This is a genomic window from Acinetobacter sp. C13, from assembly GCF_016809775.1.
Lineage (GTDB): Bacteria > Pseudomonadota > Gammaproteobacteria > Pseudomonadales > Moraxellaceae > Acinetobacter > Acinetobacter pittii.
Genome location: NZ_JAFBJL010000007.1, coordinates 90624 through 110913, shown reverse-complemented (window position 1 = coordinate 110913; position 20290 = coordinate 90624). Strand labels below are relative to the sequence as shown.

Sequence of the window (20290 nt, the reverse complement as noted above, 5' to 3'; positions counted from 1 at the left end):
CCTTTTTTATTTCTGATTAGTTTTGAATCAATCCAGTCAACTCATCTACATAATGTTGCATTGGCTGAGCTTGGCGGTCTGCACGGCTTTCAATATTGAGTCGTAATAACGGTTCAGTATTTGAAGCACGGACGTTAAAACGCCATGCGCCAAAGTCGAGGCTTACACCATCGGTACGGTCAATTTGTGGATTCTGATCGGCATAAAAATCGAAAATCTTTTGAATAGTGGTTTGTGTATCAGCTACTTTAAAGTTGATTTCACCACTACAAGGAAACTTGGTAATCATATTTTCAACAAGTGTTGAGAGAGATTGTCCTGTTTCAGAGATTAGGGCAACGGTGAGTAACCACGGAATCATACCGCTGTCGCAGTAAGCAAAGTCACGGAAATAGTGATGTGCACTCATTTCTCCGCCATATACGGCATTGTGTTCACGCATGACATCTTTAATGAATGCATGACCAGATTTTGACTGTACGGCAATGCCTTTGTATTCATCGACGATATCAAATGTGTTCCACACTAAACGTGGGTCATGAACAATTTTTTCGCCTGACTGTTTGATTAAGAAAGCTTGAGCCAAGAGTCCAACAATATAGTAGCCTTCAATAAATTGGCCCTTCTCATCAAACAAGAAACAGCGGTCAAAGTCACCGTCCCAAGCAATTCCCATATCTGCTTTATGCTCAATGACGGCATTACGGGTACTGTCACGGTTTTCAATTAAAATTGGGTTAGGGATGCCATTTGGGAAAGTACCATCTGCTTCATGGTGAATTTTAATAAATTCAACTGGCACGTTAAGCGCTTTAAATTTTTCTTCAATAGCATCAATCACATGACCAGCTGCACCATTACCCGCGTTTACCACTAACTTTAATGGACGGATTTTTGCAGGTTCAATATAAGTCAGTAAATGGTCAACGAACTCAGGCAAAACGTTATAGCTTTGAGTTATACCTTTTTGGCTAGCTTCTTCAAAGTTATTGGTTTCTGCTAAAGCCTGAATTTCCTTTAAACCAGTATCTGCACTAATTGGACGAGCATTTTCTCGAACCAATTTCATACCGTTATAGTCCATTGGGTTATGGCTAGCAGTAACTTCAATTCCACCTTGTACATCTAAATGAAAAGCTGCGAAGTAAACTTCTTCAGTACCCGTCATGCCTAAATCAAGCACATTTACACCCGCCTCATTTAGGCCGCGGATGGTTGCTTGTTTTAAAGACTCACTGCTTAGACGAATATCACAACCTACAACCACGGTCTTTGGTTTATAGATTTGTCCGTATGCACGGCCAATTTTATAGGCAATTTCTTCATTCAATTCGGTGCCGAGTTTGCCTCGGATATCATAGGCTTTAAAACAAGTTAAAGTAGTCATTATTCAGTTCAATACAAATCATTTAAGTTTTGGGCATTATTATACATTTATCAATAAATGATTATGTTTATTGTTTTATGTTCAAATTTTTCACTTCATTTCTGTAAGTCATATTTAAGTTTATAAGAAAGTATTTTTAAGACTTTAGTCTAATAAGTAAATCCATAAGTTTGAAATGTCTTGATTTTATTTAGTACTATTGGTCTTACCAATTATAGTGATTATTTAATGATTGATCTTACCAATATCTGTGTTTATGATGCGGTCTGTGGTTTAAGGAACAACATTTGCACTTAATTTTTAATTGGTCATACCAATTGTGTTGAATGTTTAAGAATTTAAGGTACAAAAATTCGCCCCGGCATTTCAAGGAGATGACAATGCTCAATATGTGGCAACAACTTTATGACCCTTTAAATAATATTTGGCTGTCCAGTGCGGTTGCATTAATCCCGATTATTTTCTTCTTTTTAGCATTAGCAGTTTTTCGTTTAAAAGGTAGTATCGCGGGTACGGGCACAGTCATTATTGCATTATTGATTGCGCTCTTTTTCTATCAAATGCCGGGTCAAATGGCCTTTGCATCCATTATTTACGGTTTCTTCTATGGTCTATGGCCAATTTCATGGATCATTATTGGGGCAGTTTTTCTATACAAAATTTCGGTAAAAACAGGTCAGTTTGAGATTATTCGTTCAAGCATTTTGTCGATTACCGAAGACCAACGTCTGCAAATGCTATTGGTTGGTTTTGCATTTGGTACTTTCCTTGAAGGGGCGGCTGGCTTTGGTGCTCCTGTCGCAATTACCGCTGCACTCCTTGTTGGTTTAGGCTTTAAACCACTTTATGCAGCGGGTCTGTGCTTGATTGTAAATACAGCGCCAGTGGCATTTGGTGCAATGGGTATTCCAATTATTGTGGCGGGGCAGGTTTCTGGTGTAGACACCATGGAAATTAGCCAGATGGTGGGTCGTCAGTTACCATTTTTAGTCATTATTGTGCTGTTCTGGATCATGGCGATTATGGATGGCTGGCGTGGTGTTAAAGAAACTTGGCCTGCGGTTTTAGTCGGTGGTGGCGCTTTTGCGATTGCCCAGTATCTTACATCTAACTTTATTGGCCCTGAGTTACCAGACATTACCGCAGCAATTGCTTCATTGGTGAGCCTGACTTTGCTTTTCCGTGTTTGGAAACCAAAACATATTTTCCGTTTTGAACCTGAAGCTGGCCAAACTTTAACTCAACAACCTACTACGGTTCAACGTTATAGCATTGGCAAAATTGTGAAGGCATGGTCTCCATTTGCCATCTTAACGGTGATGGTCACCATCTGGAGTATTAAGCCATTTAAAGCATTATTTGCAAAAGATGGCGCTCTTGAGCACTGGATTTTTAAACTTGAAGTGCCGTATTTGCATAAATTGGTCGAAAAAATGCCGCCAATTGTGGCAGAGATGAAACCATACGAAGCGATTTATAAGTTTGACTGGTTCTCTGCAACAGGTACTGCAATTTTTATTGCCGCAATCATCACTGCTATTTTCTTAAAAATGAAAGCAAGTGAGGCAGTAACGACTTTTGGTGAAACACTCAATGAGTTGAAAACACCGATTTATTCAATTGGTATGGTGTTGGCTTTTGCTTTTATTGCGAACTATTCAGGCTTATCTGCAACTTTGGCTTTGGCTCTATCGCATACGGGTCATGCGTTTACTTTCTTCTCACCATTTTTGGGCTGGCTTGGTGTATTCCTTACGGGTTCAGATACCTCTTCAAACGCTTTGTTCTCGGCTCTACAGGCAACTACAGCGCAGCAAATTGGTATTCCCGAAGTATTGTTGGTGGCTGCTAATACCAGCGGTGGTGTGACAGGTAAAATGATTTCTCCGCAGTCGATTGCTATCGCTTGTGCTGCGGTAGGCTTAGTTGGAAAAGAGTCTGACTTGTTCCGTTTCACGGTAAAACATAGCATCATATTCACTGTCTTTGTTGGCATCATTATTACGGTTCAGGCTTATCTTGTTCCGTGGATGATTCCATAACTCCAGTGAAGGAAACGCGATGAGAATCTCCGATCAAGTGGTCATGAAATTGCAGGCATTAATTGAAGAGCGTCACATGAAAAAAGGTGACCGCTTGCCTGCCGAGCGCCAGCTTGCAACTAGCTTAGGGGTTTCTCGTCCATCTTTGCGTGAAGCGATTCAACAGCTCAATAGTCAAGGGGTGCTCAGTAGTCGCCGCGGCGATGGGACTTATATTCAGCAGTTACCTGAACAGTGGCCACAACAACTGATTGTGAACCCGATTAGCAATCTGATTGAAGAAGATCCACTCTACCGTTTTGATGTGCAAGAGGCGCGGTTATTGCTTGAGGGTGGCACTGCTTGGTATGCCGCATTACGCTCAACGCCTGAAGATCGCGCCAAAATCCATCATTATTTTAATGAAATTAGTCGCCATCAAAATGCGGGTGACTCAGCACAGGCTGCGGTCGCGGATGCTGAATTCCACTTGGCGATTGCTGAAGCATCTCACAATGTGGTGCTGATTCAAATGATGCGAAGTCTATTTGATTTGCTGCAATACAACGTCTTGTTAGGGCGTAAAAAAGTTTATAACGACCCCGTCAATGGTGATTTGCTGAGTGAGCAGCATTTTCAGGTCATGGATGCCATTGATCGTAAAGATCCGGAGGCCGCACGCCAAGCTGTCTGCGGTCATATTGAATTTGTGATTAATCATGTGCGTTCTCTGGATGAAGACGAAGCTCGCCAGAAACGTGCAAATCGTTTAAATAGAGTTGATTCAAAATGATTATTTCTTCTGGCAATGATTATCGTGCTGCGGCACAACGTCGCTTACCTCCATTTTTATTTCATTACATTGATGGCGGAGCGTATTCGGAATATACCTTAAAGCGTAACGTACAAGATTTGTCAGAAATTGCATTGCGTCAACGTGTGCTCAATGACATGTCAGCGTTAAGTTTAGAGACAAAACTGTTTAACGAAACCTTGTCGATGCCGGTTGCATTAGCTCCTGTGGGTTTAACAGGTATGTATGCGCGCCGTGGCGAAGTTCAAGCAGCGATAGCAGCCGACAAAAAGGGCATTCCATTTACGCTTTCAACGGTTTCGGTATGTCCGATTGAGGAAGTTGCACCTGCAATTAATCGCCCTATGTGGTTCCAGCTTTATGTATTACGCGACCGTGGTTTTATGCGTAATGCTTTGGAACGTGCAAAAGCAGCAGGCTGTTCAACACTTGTGTTTACTGTAGATATGCCTGTGCCGGGTGCGCGTTACCGTGATGCTCATTCTGGTATGAGTGGGCCAAATGCTGCGATGCGCCGTTATATGCAGTCTATGTTCCACCCACATTGGTCATGGAATGTGGGCTTAATGGGTCGTCCGCACGACTTGGGTAATATCTCTAAATATTTAGGTAAACCGACTGGGCTTGAAGACTATATCGGCTGGTTAGGCTCGAACTTTGACCCATCGATTTCATGGAAAGACCTTGAGTGGATTCGTGAGTTTTGGGATGGCCCAATGGTGATTAAGGGTATTTTAGACCCTGAAGATGCCAAAGATGCTGTACGTTTTGGTGCCGATGGGATTGTGGTATCAAATCACGGTGGTCGTCAGTTAGATGGCGTGATGTCATCTGCTCGCGCATTGCCTGCAATTGCCGATGCCGTCAAAGGTGATTTAGCGATTTTGGCTGACTCAGGCATTCGTAATGGTTTAGATGTGGTGCGTATGTTAGCGCTCGGTGCCGATACGGTTTTACTTGGCCGTGCGTTTGTTTATGCCTTGGCAGCAGCAGGTGGACAAGGTGTGTCGAACTTACTTGATTTAATTGATAAGGAAATGCGTGTTGCGATGACGCTGACAGGTGCTAAGTCGATTTCGGATATTAATGCTGATTGTTTAGTACAGGCGATGAAGCTCTAACGTTTCCGTATTAACTTTGATGATATTGGCACGACGGAGTCTTATCGGAAAAAGTTCAATGGAAGTAGCTAATTGACGTTACTTTTTTAAAAAAGTAACCAAAAATCTTTTGTTGAGCAAACCGTACTTCCTTGTACAGTTGCTCAACAGGCGGCATCCTGCCGCCAACGCGTAGCCAATTTGAATTAAATCTAACACCTAGAGATTAGCTGCTAGTGCTAAGTGAAATGGTTTTGATCTTGCGTAGCTTTAGTCGCTACTCATGCCAAAACAAAAGTAATGGAATTAGCTACTTTAAATATTAGTTCTAAACGGAAAAACTCCGTCGAGCTTTTCTGATTTTTAAAAAACTATGTGGTATGGATGACCAAAAGGAAACCATCATGCAAACATTTTCTCCTCAAGCAGTGATTGACCGTTTACAAAACATTGTAGGGCGTTCGCATGTTTTGACCGATGATCAAAGCACGCGTCAGTACCGTCAAGGCCGTCGTTTTGGTGAGGGGAAAGTACTTGCTGTAGTGGTGCCGGGGACCTTGCTAGAGCAATGGCAAGTGTTGCAGGCTGCAATTGAGGCGGACTGTATTGTCATTATGCAGGCAGCAAATACAGGACTCACTGGCGGTTCAACCCCATATGGCGATGACTATGATCGTCCTGTTTTGGTCATGAGTACGCGCCGATTAAAGGGCATTCAGGTCATTCATGACGGTAAGCAAGTGATCTGCTTACCGGGTGCGACCTTAGATAATTTAGAGCAAATTTTAAAGGGCTACGACCGTGAACCTCATTCGGTGATTGGTTCATCTTGTATTGGGGCATCAGTACTAGGCGGTGTTTGTAATAACTCGGGCGGTGCATTGGTACGCCGTGGACCGGCGTATACTGAACTGGCGTTATATGCTCAGGTCAATGCTGCTGGTCAATTAAAACTGGTGAACCATTTAGGGGTGAATTTAGGTTCGACACCCGAAGAAATTTTGACTCGTTTAGAGAAGCAGCAATATCAAGCCGTAGATATTCTAGATGACAGCGAAAAACAGGCATCGGACCATCGCTATGCCCACGATGTGACCCAAGTTGATGAAGATACACCTGCTCGTTTTAATGCAGACCCGTCACGTTTGTTTGAAGCATCGGGTTCAGCAGGTAAAGTTTGTGTGTTTGCCGTGCGCCTTGATACCTATGAAAAAGTAGAAAGTAATGTCTTTTATATTGGTACTAATGATGCTGATGATTTAACAGCCATTCGCCGTTATTTACTGACCTCACTGCCAAGCTTGCCGATTGCAGGTGAGTATATTCACCGAGATGCTTATTTAATTGGTGAAAAGTACGGAAAAGACACGTTCTTATTTATTGAAAAATTTGGCACAGCCAATGTTCCAAAAGCTTTTGCGATGAAAGATAAAGTCGATGGCTTTTTAGAAAGATTTAAAATTAAAGGCTTAACGGATCATATTTTACAAGCGATTACGTTCTTTTTACCGAGTCATTTGCCGAAGCGTATGACCGAATATCGAGACCGTTACGAGCACCATTTAGTACTACGCGTTGAAAATAATTCAAAAGCACAGACCGAGCAGTTTTTAAAAGAATATTTTGCAGTGCATCAGTCTGGTCACTATTTCGTATGTAGCGAAGAGGAAGGCCGAAAAGCATTCTTACACCGTTTTGCGATTGCAGGGGCGGCAATTCGTTATCGTGATACGCATCATAGTGAAGTTGAAGATATTGTGGCGCTTGATATTGCGTTACGTCGTAATGACCGTGAGTGGGTAGAGCAACTGCCGGCCGAGATGGAAAATAAAATCCTCCATAAACTCTATTATGGGCATTTCTTTTGTCATGTGTTTCATCAGGACTATATTCTTAAAAAGGGCCATGATCCGTTAGAAATGGAACATCAAATGTGGAAGTTGTTGGACGCGCGCCGTGCTGAATATCCAGCAGAGCATAATGTCGGGCATCTCTACATTGCCAAACCTGCCTTAGCCAATTTCTACCAAAAACTCGACCCAACCAATAGCTTTAATGTGGGGATTGGGCATACCTCAAAACTGAAGTATTGGGGCAAGGCTAAATCTTAAAATCGAGACATAAAAAAAGGCGCCGAAGCGCCTTTTTTAATAGATGTCTTATGCAGCTTCTACAGATTTAGCAAGTACTTCTGCAACTGCTTTAGCAACAGTGTAAACATTGTTCATGTTTAAACCTGCTACACAAATACGGCCACTACGTACTAAGTAGATTGCATATTCTTCACGCAAGATATCAACTTGCTCAGCAGTTAGACCTGTGTAGCTGAACATACCTTTTTGGTTTACAAGGTAGCTAAAGTCACGGTCTGGTAATGCTTTAGTAAGTTCGTCTTTCAAGATGCTACGCATTTTTATAATACGCTCACGCATCTCTTTCACTTCACCTTGCCATTGTTGGTTAAGTTCAGCGTCATTTAACACTTCATCAACTAACCAAGCACCTGTAGTAGGAGGGCTAGAGTAAATACGACGTACAGTCGCTTTTAACTGACCGAATGTGCACTGAGCTGCTTCTGCATCGTCACATACGAAAGTTAAGCCGCCAACACGTTCGCCATATAAAGAGAAGATTTTAGAGAACGAGTTGCTCACAATGAAGTTTAGACCCACTTGGTCTAAAGCACGGATTGCATACGCATCTTCTTCCATACCGTCACCAAAACCTTGGTAAGCGATATCTAGGAATGGAATAAGGTTACGGTCTTTTAATACTGCAATTACTTGGTCCCATTGAGCTGGGTTTAAGTCAGCACCAGTTGGGTTGTGGCAGCATGGGTGCAATAACACAATGCTTTGCTCAGGCAAAGTTTTAAGTGTAGAAAGCATACCGTCAAAATCTACACCACGTGTTTCGTTATCGAAATATGGGTAGAAATGAGTCTTGATGCCAGCGCCATTGAAAATTGCAACGTGGTTATCCCAAGTTGGTTGGCTTACCCAAACGTCTGAATTTGGGAAATAAGTTTTTAAGAAATCCGCACCAACTTTCAATGCACCTGAACCACCAAGTGTTTGGATGGTTACAGCACGGCCAGCTTTAACTGCTGGGCTGTTTGCACCAAATAAAAGTGCTTGAATTGCTTCACGGTAAGGTTTGAAGCCTTCCATTGGCAAATAAAGTTTGGTTTTACCGTTCTTAGGCTCAATACGCTTTTGCGCCTCGATAATGGTCTCTAACTGAGGAACAATACTGTCTTCGTTATAATAAAGACCAATACTCAAGTTCACTTTTCCAGAACGAGTATCAGCATTGAACTGTTCCATTAAAGAGAGAATTGGATCGCCTGCGTATGGGGGGATATGTTGAAACATCAAAAAAGTCCTTTCATTCAACAATATGCATAGTGCTGGGTTTTTTCTGTCTCGAAAAATACGCCACAACTATGTCGATGCTCAATAATGTATCAATAAAGCTACCGTGAAGCACCTGATAATTTCACTAATATCGATATTTTCTGGATGAAAATGATAAAAAGATTTAAAAGAAATTACGGTAAATAGAAACTAATTTCTAACTCATGCTTTCATTCAAGCAGATTGTCTACAATCTTGCTGTAATACATTGGTTGTAGACTAAAGTTTGAAACAAAAGTTTAATGACTAAAAAGTAACTAAGAACGAGTCATAAAACTATAGATAAATTGACACTAAATTATTGTTTTATAAATATTAACTGGCAAGTGGTTTAATGCTTTAAATATAAGGTGATATAAGCGGTCAGTCTATAAAAATTGACCTGATGCGTTCTGTAAAGTGTCAACAATCACCTTGATTTTTTTCATTCATACCGCTATAAAACTCATAATTGATTAAAAATTGTCGACAATATGCAAGATTTGACCTTCGCACCAGAGCCATTACAAAGTCAGGGAAGAACACTGACCGAGAATGTATTTAAACAAATACAGACGGCGATTGTTTTGGGTCAAATTCCGGCAGGTAGCAAGATTTCTGAGCCTGAGCTGGCACGCACTTATGGCATTAGTCGTGGGCCTTTGCGTGAAGCGATTCATCGCCTTGAAGGTCAACGTTTGGTTGAGCGTACTGCACATGTGGGCGCGCGCGTGGTTTCGCTTTCACTGCAACAGTTTAAAGAGCTTTACCAGATTCGTGCGTCATTAGAAGGTTTAGCTTGCAAACTTGCGGCACAGCATATTGATAAAAAGCAAATTTTGGCGCTACGTGATGTATTACGTATGCATGCCGAAGATGAAAACTTTAAAGCAGGTAAAGGATATTACTTGCAAGAAGGGCAGGACGATTTTCACTACTGCATTATCAAAAGTAGTGGCAATAAAACCCTAGAAAAAATGCTATGTGATGAGCTTTATCACCTCATCCGCATGTACCGAATTCAATTTTCAAACACACCCGATCGACCGAGCAAAGCTTGGGACGAACATATCCGTATTTTAGATGCAATTGCAGAAGGTGATGGTGAACTTGCCGAGCTGCTCATGCATCGACATATCAATGCTTCTTACAAAATTATTGAGCAAACACTGCTACAAGCACAAGGAGAACATAACAATGGCTAAACAATCCGCAGGTCAGCTATTTCGCGATGCAGTAGCCCAAGAAAAGCCATTACAAGTGGTTGGAACCATTAACGCCAATCATGCACTTTTGGCAAAACGTGCAGGTTATAAAGCGATTTACTTATCAGGTGGTGGTGTAGCCGCTGGTTCTTTAGGCTTACCTGATTTGGGAATCAGTAACCTTGATGATGTGTTGACAGATGTACGCCGTATTACCGATGTATGTGATCTTCCATTATTGGTCGATGCGGACACAGGTTTTGGTGCTTCTGCATTTAACATTGCGCGTACTACAAAAGCACTCATCAAGTTTGGTGCTGCGGCAATGCACATTGAAGACCAAGTAGGCGCAAAACGTTGTGGACACCGCCCGAACAAAGCCATTGTGACTCAAGAAGAAATGGTTGACCGTATTAAAGCAGCGGTTGATGCGCGTGGTGATGACAGCTTCGTGATTATGGCGCGTACCGATGCATTGGCTGTAGATGGCTTACAAGCTGCCATTGACCGTGCGGGTGCCTATATTGAAGCGGGCGCAGACATGCTATTCCCTGAAGCAATTACCGAGCTTGATATGTACAAGCAATTTGCTCAGAAGACAGGCGCACCGATTTTAGCAAACATCACGGAGTTCGGTTCTACACCATTGTTTACTACTGAAGAGTTAGCATCTGCCGATGTAAGCCTTGCGCTTTATCCGCTTTCTGCTTTCCGTGCCATGAACAAAGCAGCCGAAACTGTGTATGAAACCTTGCGTAAAGAAGGCACGCAAAAGAACGTGATTGATATTATGCAAACGCGTAAAGAGTTATATGAACGCATTAACTACTATGCGTTTGAAGACTACTTAGACAACGCATTTGCTAAAAAGAAGTAATAAATTAAAAAGTTGATTAATTGGAATCTGATACTCAGAGGCGTCATCTGCAACTGTTTGAGGCAGGACTACATTTTTTAAAAATGGTTCTGCGATGGATAGGATATTCGGTGGTTGTGGACGAGTTTTGCAGATGACAATGGTTTTGCCTACTTTTGCCAAAACAAAAGTGGGTCGAACCGAAGGTTAATCCTGAAATAAGAAGTGAAAATGGTACGACTCCGTCGTGCTTAATAAATAAATTCAGATAGATAGGAAAGGACAATCTTATGAGCTCAAATGAAACAACAACAGGCTTCAAACCAAAAAAATCAGTTGCACTTAGCGGACAAGTTGCAGGCAACACAGCACTCTGTACCGTAGGACGTAGCGGTAACGACTTGCACTATCGTGGCTATGACATTCTTGACCTTGCAGCAGGTAGCCAGTTTGAAGAAGTTGCTCACTTGCTCGTACACGGCAAATTACCAAACAAAGCTGAACTCAAAGCGTATAAAGCAAAATTAAAAGCACTTCGTGGCTTACCAGCAGCACTTAAAACTGCTCTTGAACAATTACCGCCGTCTGCACACCCAATGGATGTGATGCGTACAGGTGTGTCAGTGCTAGGTTGTTTAACGCCAGAACACGAAGACCACAATGAAGCGGGCGCAAAAGACATTGCTGACAAACTAATGGCAAGCCTAGGCTCAATGCTGCTTTATTGGTACCACTTCAGCAACAACGGTCGTCGTATTGAAGTTGAAACTGATGACGACTCAATTGCAGCGCATTTCTTACATTTACTTCATGGCGAAAAACCATCTGAAGAATGGATTCAAGCAATGCATACATCTCTTATTTTGTATGCTGAGCATGAGTTTAACGCGTCTACATTTACGTCACGTGTAGTTGCAGGTACAGGTTCTGACATGTACTCGGCAATTACAGGCGGTATTGGTGCACTTCGCGGACCTAAGCACGGTGGTGCGAACGAAGTTGCATTCGTGATTCAACAGCGTTACGACAACGCAGATGAAGCAGAAGCAGACATCCGTAAACGTGTTGAAAATAAAGAAGTCGTGATTGGTTTTGGTCACCCTGTCTATACAGTTTCTGACCCACGTAACGAAGTGATCAAGAAAGTGGCGCATGACTTAGCGCAAGCACAAGAGAACACCAAAATGTACCTCATCGCTGAGCGTTTAGAAGCAGTGATGAAAGAAGTGAAAAACATGTTCCCGAACCTCGATTGGTTCAGTGCGGTGAGCTATCACTTGATGGGCGTTCCAACTGCCATGTTCACACCGTTATTTGTGATTGCACGTACAGCAGGCTGGTCAGCACACGTGATTGAACAACGCCAAGACGGCAAAATCATTCGTCCAAGCGCGAACTACACAGGCCCTGAAAACCTCGAATTTAAACCATTGGCGGAGCGTGGTTAATGAACACAAAATACCGTAAGCCGCTGGCAGGCACCCAGCTTGAATATTACGACGTGCGTCAAGCCGTTGAAGATATTCAGCCAGGCGCATACGAAAAACTGCCTTACACCTCAAAAGTACTCGCAGAGCAATTGGTACGTCGTGCCGATGCCGAGAATTTAACTGCTTATTTAACGCAGTTAATTGAACGCCGTCAGGACTTGGACTTTCCTTGGTATCCTGCACGAGTCGTGTGTCACGACATTTTGGGCCAAACTGCATTGGTTGACCTTGCAGGTTTGCGTGATGCGATTGCTGACAAAGGCGGTGACCCATCTAAAGTTAACCCAGTTGTGCCAACACAACTGATTGTCGACCACTCTTTAGCAGTGGAATACGGTGGTGCTGACCCAGACGCTTTTGCAAAAAACCGTGCTGTTGAAGACCGTCGTAACGAAGACCGTTTCCACTTTATTGAGTGGACTAAAACAGCATTTAAAAATGTCGATGTGATCCCTGCGGGGAACGGCATTATGCACCAGATTAACCTAGAGAAAATGTCTCCAGTGATTCAGGCGCGTGATGGCGTGGCATTCCCAGACACTTGCGTCGGTACAGACTCACACACACCACACACAGACGCTTTGGGCGTAATTTCTGTGGGTGTTGGTGGCTTAGAAGCTGAAAACGTGATGTTAGGCCGTGCATCTTGGATGCGTCTGCCAGACATTATTGGTGTTGAGTTTGTAGGTCAGCGTCAGGCAGGCATTACTGCAACAGATATCGTACTTGCTCTAACTGAGTTCTTACGTAAAGAGCGCGTAGTGGGTGCTTACCTTGAGTTCTTTGGTGAAGGTGCTGACAGCATGTCTGTGGGCGACCGTGCAACTATTTCGAACATGACTCCAGAATATGGCGCTACGGCTGCGATGTTCTACATCGACCAAAACACGATTGACTACTTACGCCTAACAGGCCGTGAAGATGCTCAAGTGGCATTGGTTGAACAGTACGCAAAAGAAATCGGCCTTTGGGCATCTGACATGACCAAAGCAGAGTACCCACGTGTACTTCGTTTTGATCTATCAAAAGTAACCCGTAACATTGCTGGTCCATCAAACCCACATGCACGCGTTTCAACTGCGGACTTAAAAGAAAAAGGCATTGCAGGCGTTGTTGAAAACCGTTCTGACGGCTTAATGCCAGATGGCGCAATCATTATTGCTGCAATTACTTCATGTACTAACACTTCTAACCCACGTAACACCGTGGCGGCAGGTTTGTTGGCGCGTAAAGCAAATGAACTTGGTTTGGTTCGTAAACCTTGGGTGAAATCATCATTTGCACCGGGTTCGAAAGCGGCTGCACTTTACCTTGAAGAAGCAGGTGTTCTAAAAGACTTAGAACAACTTGGTTTTGGTATTGTGGCTTATGCTTGTACGACCTGTAACGGTATGTCGGGTGCGTTAGATCCAGTCATTCAACAAGAAATTATTGACCGTGACTTGTACGCAACAGCAGTACTCTCTGGTAACCGTAACTTCGATGGCCGTATCCATCCATATGCAAAACAAGCGTTCTTAGCATCTCCACCGCTTGTTGTGGCATATGCAATTGCAGGTACGATTCGTTTTGACATCGAAAAAGATGCGTTAGGTCATGACAAAGAAGGTAACCCGATTTACCTGAAAGACATCTGGCCATCTGACGCTGAAATTGATGCCTTAGTAAAAGAAGCCGTGAAACCTGAACAGTTCCGTAAAGTCTACATTCCAATGTTTGACTTGGGCGAAGTTGAACAAGCGAAGAGCCCACTTTACGACTGGCGTCCGCAAAGTACTTACATCCGCCGTCCACCGTATTGGGAAGGGGCGTTGGCTGCACCACGTACTTTAGCGAACATGCGTCCGCTTGCGATTTTGGGTGACAACATCACTACCGACCACTTGTCGCCTTCAAACGCGATTTTGATGGACTCGGCTGCGGGTGAATATCTTCACAAAATGGGCGTACCAGAAGAAGACTTCAACTCATACGCAACGCACCGTGGTGACCACTTGACTGCACAACGTGCAACATTTGCCAACCCGAAACTCTATAACGAAATGGTGGTTCGTTCAGACGGTACCATTAAGCAAGGTTCAAAAGCGCGTGTAGAGCCAGAAGGCGAAGTGATGCGTATGTGGGAAGCGATTGAAACCTACATGAACCGTAAACAGCCATTAATTATTATCGCGGGTGCTGACTACGGTCAGGGTTCGAGCCGTGACTGGGCTGCGAAAGGTGTACGCCTTGCAGGTGTTGAAGCAATTGTGGCAGAAGGTTTTGAGCGTATTCACCGTACCAACTTGGTGGGTATGGGCGTGTTACCGCTTGAGTTTAAACCGGGTGTAAACCGCAAAACTTTAAAACTAGATGGTACTGAGCTTTATAGCGTGATTGGTAATATTGCGCCGCGTTCGACTTTAACTTTAGTGATTGAACGTGCCACAGCGGATGGTAAAGAAGAGATTCTTGAAGTGCCAGTGACTTGCCGTTTAGATACAGAAGAAGAAGTTTCTGTATATGAAGCGGGCGGTGTATTACAGCGTTTTGCGCAAGACTTTTTAGAAGGCCAAGTGGCTTAATATTTAGTCTATAACTGATTGAAAATTATTCAAAAGAACCCTATCTTGATGATGGGGTTTTTTTATGGGAATTAATAAGCCTTGAAATTCATAAGTAATTAGAAATAGATATATTCAGGTGATAACATGATAGAAAAAGATAATAACTTAGATGCAAATTTTTTAGACCATAGGGTTGCAACTTATAAGGCTATCGTAGGTTTAGTGCCTGGGTTTGGTTCTATCCTTTCAGAAGTTGTAGGAGCTATTATTCCTGACCAGCGAATGGATAGATTAGTACAATATATAAAATTATTGGATGAAAAAGTTCAAAAAATTGATAGTAATTTATTAGAAAATGCTAAACAGAATGAATTAATCGTGGACCTAATTGAAGAGGGATTTGTTCAGGCATCCAGATCACTCTCTAACGAAAGAAGAGAATATATTGCAAACGTAGTAGCAAATGGCATATCAGATGAAGAAAAAAATTATGCAGATAGTAAGTATGTTTTAAGATTATTAGGTGAGCTTAATGATCAAGAAGTGATTTGGTTGCGTTTCTTCTTAGAGCCAACAATTAATAGCGATGAAGAATTTCGACAAAAGCATCAAAACGTTATTGAGCCAATTAGAACATATATTGGTGTTGATGATAATATTTTAGAGAAGAGAGATATTCAGGAAAGCTATAAATCACATTTAGAAAGGCTAGGATTGATTAAATCGAAATATCGAATTGATAGAAAAACAGGATTGCCTCAATTTGATCAACAGGGGATGCCGCAGATTTCTCATAGATTTATTACTCCCCTTGGTAAGTTAATGTTAAAAAGAATTGGTCTTATAGATTCAGCAAATACATAAGTTATTACATAAAAAAAGCCCGACATCCTGTCGGGCTTTTTCGTATTTGGTTGTTAGATATGACTCCTGTCGTATCTCACGATCCTGATGCATGAACCTATTATTGTTGTTTTATGTTCCGGAACATCCTGTTCCTGTATGAGTTCATATTAGAAAAAAAGTAGGGGACAGCCAATCCGCTAAATCCCTAAATCTGTGTAAGATAAATCGTACAAATAACATTTTTTGCATTTATGCCATCATCATCGGGCGAAATGGACAATTGACATTCACTTTAAGTGGGTTATATTCCTGTTTAATATATATACGATTATAGGAATGTAATCATGGTAACAGCTGGCGAAAAACCCGGAACAGGCTTCTATTTCTGTGCTCAGTGCGGACATAGAGTGTTTTTAGAAATTAACACAGACCCTTTACCACCTTGCACGAAATGCTACTGCACGCAATTTAAACGTTAAGAATGAAATAATATTTGCGTTCGCATTTAACAAAAAGCCCTGTCACCCGATGGGGCTTTTTGCTAATTTAAAAATAAGACTTACATAACAAGACCCGTGATGGGCGTGAAAAAGGAAACCGTTATGGAAACAATATTGGGTTTATGTATTGGCGTGGGGCTGAGCGCTGCCTGCGGTTTTCGCGTGTTTGTGCCGCTACTGGTTATGAGCATTGCCACCATGATGGGATGGTTTGAGCCATCAAAAGGTTTTGAATGGTTAGCTCTACCATCGGTGTGTTTAGCTTTGGGTGTGGCAACGGTGTGTGAAGTCGCAGCTTACTATATTCCGTGGGTCGATAATGCCTTAGACACAGTCGCGACTCCTGCGGCGATGATCGCGGGTACGTTAGCAACAATGGCGGTTAGTAGTGGAGAAATGTCTCAGTTTGCCAGTTGGGCGGCAGCGATTATTGTAGGCGGTGGTACGGCAGGTGTGGTGCAAATGAGTACAGTCGCTGCGCGCGGTGTTTCAACTGCAACCACAGGTGGCTTAGGAAATTTTGTTGTTGCTACAGGGGAGTGGATTGGGGCAATCTTACTTTCAGTTTCGGCCATGTTAGTGCCTGCATTTGTTGCGGTAGTGGTGCTTATTGCAGTAATTTTAGCGGTACGTTGGATACGCCATAAAAAGCAAGAACAGGCGCATAGTCCTCTATAGGTTTAGCCTAAACATATTTTTAAACAGCAATAAAAAAAGCCCAACATCCTGTTGGGCTTTTTCGTATTTGGGTACTAGATATGACTCCTGTCGTATCTCACGCTCCTGGTGCTTGAACCTATTATTGTTGTTTTATGTTCCGGAACATCCTGTTCCTGTATGAACTCATCATAGGAAAAAAGCGGTAAGTCGCCAATCCGCAAAATCCCTAAAAGTTTGTAGGTTAAAGCGTACATTCAGAAATGATTTAACTTTTTAAAGTGAATATGAATAATAGCCAACTTGTTACTTTAAGAAAAAAATCAAATGCGTATTAGAAAATCTTCAAGACTATTAGTTCTTAATGAAAATCATGAAATCCTGTTATTTCAGTTTACTCATACAAATGATGCTTTGGCTGGACAATCATATTGGGCAACCGTAGGTGGCGGGCTTGAAGAAGGGGAAACCTTCGAGCAAGCAGCTTGCCGAGAGCTTTATGAAGAGTTAGGTGTAGTACGACAAAATGTAGGTACTCATGTTGCAACACGCAATTTTGAAATGATGTTGCCGAGCGCGGAAGTTGTGATTTCTGAAGAAAGACTCTTTATTGTTTTTATTAAAAATGAAGAAATGAATACAGCAAACTGGTCAGAACATGAAAAACTTGTGATTAGTAAAAGCCGTTGGTGGACGTTTGATGAGCTAAGCCAAACCAACGAGACTGTTTATCCAAACAACATTCCTAATATTCTTGCAGATAGCCTACCTGAGATTTTTAATCCCTAAAATCTTCCAATATTCAGATATAAAAAAAGCCCGACATCCTGTCGAGCTTTTTCGTATTTGGTTGCTAGATATGACTCCTGTCGTATCTCACGCTCCTGGTGTATGAACCTATTATTGTTGTTTTGTGTTCCGGAACATCCTGTTCCTGTATGAACTCATCATAGGAAAAAAGCAGGGTGTCGCCAATCCGCAAAATCCCTAAAAGTTTGTAGGATAAAACGTACAAGATTTCTTTTTGATTTATCATAATCTTTTAAAAGTGCTGTTTTAAATCGAGATATATCCATGCTGAGTAGTTGTGAAAAGTGTGATGAATGCGGAAGCCAATACTTCAAAAGTAAATCTAGAATGGCCTCGTTGTGCCCTGAATGCACTTCCATAATTTATGGATATGTAAATTGTGAACATGTTTTTAAAGAAGGACACTGCATACACTGCTATTGGGATGGCAGTACAAGCACTTATATTGAAAATTTGAAGAAAAACTCATAAAAAATTTAGTAGTCCTCTATATTTATTCTTAGTTCCTCTTGGCCTCTGTGCCACAACAGACTTTAATCTTTTGCGCTGATTTAAAGTAATAAAATATTGCAACACAGAGATAGAGGAGCTAAGCCAAACGCTTAGCCAGACTACTTTTGTCACACCGCTACATGGTGCTCAGAAAAGTAGGGGCAAAGTCCCGTGGGAGAACAGGACTTTGCAAACTGAAAAACCTTAGCTGCTTAGAACCAAACTTAAAGCCAAAATAGGTTTATAAATTGTCATATTATTCTCATAATGATTTATATCTATGAGTAGAATGAAAATATAATTGGTTTTAAGGTTTAAAATAATTTTTAGGTAGTAATTGATCCTCCCATAAATATAGGAAAATATAATAATTGAAATTTTAAAATAAAAATAATTTATAAATTTAAAAAATAGACAATAGAAAACCTAAATTTTAAATAAATAAAATAATTAATCTAAAGAGGGAATAAGTTTGAAAAGTGTCATGATCAACTCCTTATAATTTATGGAGTCCTACCACCAGATTACCGCGAATTAATTTATGGTGGTAGAACGAAAGGGGGTTGACAGACTGGGATCCATGGAACCAGCACGCACGGGGCGTCCCCCATCCGTCCTACCGCAAAGAAAAGGGGACGCAAGGGTCTAACGACTTATAGATTGTACTATAACCCGCCGTGGATCAACGGTCTGTCAAAACCGACTGGCAATGTGGCCAGCAACGAGATAATAATTGGTGATTTTAATTACGTCAATTTAATATTTAAAATATTTTTTGATTTAATAATAAAACTAAAGAGATTTTAAAATAAAAAAATTATTATTAACTTTTTATTTATATTTGATTATAAAAAATAATAAATATAGAGATATTTTGCCAGTTCCAAAAAAGAACTTGATTGTTAAGATCTATTTTTGTCGTTTTTATAGAGATAAGAATGGAACGTGTTGTAATAACAGGTATGGGAATAAATTCCTGTATTGGAAATACATTAGAGAAAGTAACCGACTCCTTAAAAGCAGGTCGCTCAGGCATTCGCTATAACGATGTCTATGCACAATTGAATTTTCGGAGCCATGTCAGCGCCACAGCCGAAATGGATTTTGAAAATATTGATCCAGAATTAAAAAAACACATGGGCGTTTGCGCGATGTATGCCTATAACTCGGCACTCGATGCGCTACAACACGCCGAGCTTGATGTGAGTGATATTGCTAACAACTCAAAATATGGCGTGATTGGGGGAACAGGGGGCAGCTCGACAGCGTCCATTATCGACATGCTGCATAGCTTAAAAGAAAAAGGCGCAAGTGGAGTATCGCCCGATTTAGCATCACGCTATCTTACAAATACGGTTAGTTCTAACTTAGCAAATGCTTTCAACCTAAAAGGTATCTCTCAATCAATCGCGAGTGCCTGTGCCACTTCAGCCGATGCAATTGGCTATGCATTTCACCTAATCGCTTCTGGAAAACAAGACTTAATGCTGGCAGGTGGCGGTGAAGAAGACCATTGGTCCCAAACAGCAATATTCGATGCGATGGGCGCATTATACTCTAAATATAACGATGCACCAGAAACAGCTTCACGCCCATATTCAAAAGATAACGATGGCTTTGTGATCGCTGGCGGCGGTGGCATGGTGGTTTTGGAGTCTTTAAGCCATGCCCAAAAGCGCGGAGCAAAAATTTTGGCAGAAGTGGTTGGGTACGCTGCTAATAGTGATGGTGTCGACATGGTAGCTCCAAGTGGCGAAGGCGCGACCCGTTGCATTAAATTGGCACTCGCAGAAGCCAAACAAAACGGCTCAGAAACCATCGACTATATCAACACGCATGGTACTTCAACACCAGCAGGAGACATTCCCGAACTATTGGCCATAGAGAGAGCTTTTGGTGGCGAAAAAGTACCGCCACTCAGTTCGACCAAGTCGATGACTGGACATAGTTTGGGGGCAGCAGGTGTACACGAAGCGATTTATTCTATTTTAATGCTGCAAAATAACTTTATCGCGCCGAGTATTAATATTACTGAACTGCGCGAAGAAGCTAAAAAATTCGATATTGTTCAAACGAGCAGAGAAACCGAACTAAAAACAGTGATGAGTAATAGCTTTGGTTTTGGTGGCGTAAATACTTGTCTCGTTTTTAGAAAATGGGAAGGGTAATTT

14 protein-coding genes and 2 pseudogenes are annotated in these 20290 nt (G+C 41.8%); 13 read left to right on the top strand and 3 right to left on the bottom strand.

The annotated features are described in order from the left end of the window. Window positions 1-16 precede the first annotated feature (16 nt). Entirely contained in the window at window positions 17-1387 is a 1371-nt protein-coding gene (locus tag JGE69_RS16750; RefSeq protein ID WP_199114023.1) for a phosphomannomutase CpsG, read from the bottom strand. Window positions 1388-1761: 374 nt separating this feature from the next. Between JGE69_RS16750 and lldP the strand changes: the two genes are divergently transcribed. The 4 genes from lldP to dld all read left to right on the top strand — a co-directional run bounded on the left by lldP (window position 1762) and on the right by dld (window position 7433). Beyond that, window positions 1762-3429, top strand: a complete 1668-nt coding sequence (lldP, locus tag JGE69_RS16745) for an L-lactate permease (protein ID WP_170815249.1) — start codon at window positions 1762-1764, stop codon at window positions 3427-3429. 19 nt (window positions 3430-3448) lie between these two features. Further along, window positions 3449-4201: a transcriptional regulator LldR gene (lldR, locus tag JGE69_RS16740; RefSeq protein ID WP_002120807.1), complete on the top strand. Its 753-nt coding sequence runs from the start codon at window positions 3449-3451 to the stop codon at window positions 4199-4201. Continuing rightward, the gene (gene lldD / locus JGE69_RS16735; RefSeq protein ID WP_069121882.1) at window positions 4198-5343 is read left to right on the top strand and encodes an FMN-dependent L-lactate dehydrogenase LldD; all 1146 of its coding nucleotides are present in this window, start codon (window positions 4198-4200) and stop codon (window positions 5341-5343) included. The genes lldR and lldD overlap by 4 nt, the downstream gene beginning before the upstream one ends. A gap of 383 nt (window positions 5344-5726) precedes the next feature. Beyond that, window positions 5727-7433, top strand: a complete 1707-nt coding sequence (gene dld, locus JGE69_RS16730; RefSeq protein WP_069121884.1) for a D-lactate dehydrogenase — start codon at window positions 5727-5729, stop codon at window positions 7431-7433. A 48-nt stretch (window positions 7434-7481) separates the two neighbouring features. On the opposite strand, the gene JGE69_RS16725 is transcribed toward dld, so the two are convergent. Both JGE69_RS16725 and JGE69_RS16720 read right to left on the bottom strand, forming a co-directional pair. Beyond that, window positions 7482-8696 (bottom strand): aromatic amino acid transaminase, encoded by a 1215-nt coding sequence (locus JGE69_RS16725; protein WP_069121886.1) that lies wholly within the window; start codon window positions 8694-8696, stop codon window positions 7482-7484. A gap of 335 nt (window positions 8697-9031) precedes the next feature. Further along, window positions 9032-9166 (bottom strand): annotated as a pseudogene (locus JGE69_RS16720) (hypothetical protein). Window positions 9167-9211: 45 nt separating this feature from the next. Between JGE69_RS16720 and JGE69_RS16715 the strand changes: the two are divergent. The 9 genes and pseudogenes from JGE69_RS16715 (at window position 9212) to JGE69_RS16675 (ending at window position 20287) form a co-directional block, all read left to right on the top strand. Next, the gene (locus JGE69_RS16715; protein WP_001153627.1) at window positions 9212-9922 is read left to right on the top strand and encodes a GntR family transcriptional regulator; all 711 of its coding nucleotides are present in this window, start codon (window positions 9212-9214) and stop codon (window positions 9920-9922) included. Further along, on the top strand, window positions 9915-10799 hold the full coding sequence (gene prpB, locus JGE69_RS16710; protein WP_005071840.1) for a methylisocitrate lyase: 885 nt from the start codon (window positions 9915-9917) through the stop codon (window positions 10797-10799). Before JGE69_RS16715 ends, prpB begins: the two co-directional genes overlap by 8 nt. 269 nt (window positions 10800-11068) lie before the next feature. Next, complete coding sequence (gene prpC, locus JGE69_RS16705) at window positions 11069-12226, top strand: 2-methylcitrate synthase (RefSeq protein WP_002120737.1); 1158 nt, start codon at window positions 11069-11071, stop codon at window positions 12224-12226. Then, the gene (acnD, locus tag JGE69_RS16700) at window positions 12226-14832 is read left to right on the top strand and encodes a Fe/S-dependent 2-methylisocitrate dehydratase AcnD (RefSeq protein WP_002120741.1); all 2607 of its coding nucleotides are present in this window, start codon (window positions 12226-12228) and stop codon (window positions 14830-14832) included. Before prpC ends, acnD begins: the two co-directional genes overlap by 1 nt. Before the next feature lie 126 nt (window positions 14833-14958). Beyond that, window positions 14959-15678, top strand: a complete 720-nt coding sequence (locus JGE69_RS16695; protein ID WP_199114025.1) for a hypothetical protein — start codon at window positions 14959-14961, stop codon at window positions 15676-15678. A gap of 326 nt (window positions 15679-16004) precedes the next feature. Continuing rightward, window positions 16005-16139: a zinc ribbon-containing protein gene (locus JGE69_RS16690; RefSeq protein ID WP_001983336.1), complete on the top strand. Its 135-nt coding sequence runs from the start codon at window positions 16005-16007 to the stop codon at window positions 16137-16139. Between the two features lie 123 nt (window positions 16140-16262). After that, complete coding sequence (locus JGE69_RS16685) at window positions 16263-16838, top strand: DUF4126 domain-containing protein (RefSeq protein ID WP_063097887.1); 576 nt, start codon at window positions 16263-16265, stop codon at window positions 16836-16838. 266 nt (window positions 16839-17104) lie between these two features. Next, a pseudogene (locus JGE69_RS16680) lies at window positions 17105-17606 on the top strand (NUDIX hydrolase). A gap of 1451 nt (window positions 17607-19057) precedes the next feature. Beyond that, window positions 19058-20287: a beta-ketoacyl synthase N-terminal-like domain-containing protein gene (locus JGE69_RS16675; protein ID WP_199114029.1), complete on the top strand. Its 1230-nt coding sequence runs from the start codon at window positions 19058-19060 to the stop codon at window positions 20285-20287. Window positions 20288-20290 lie beyond the last annotated feature (3 nt).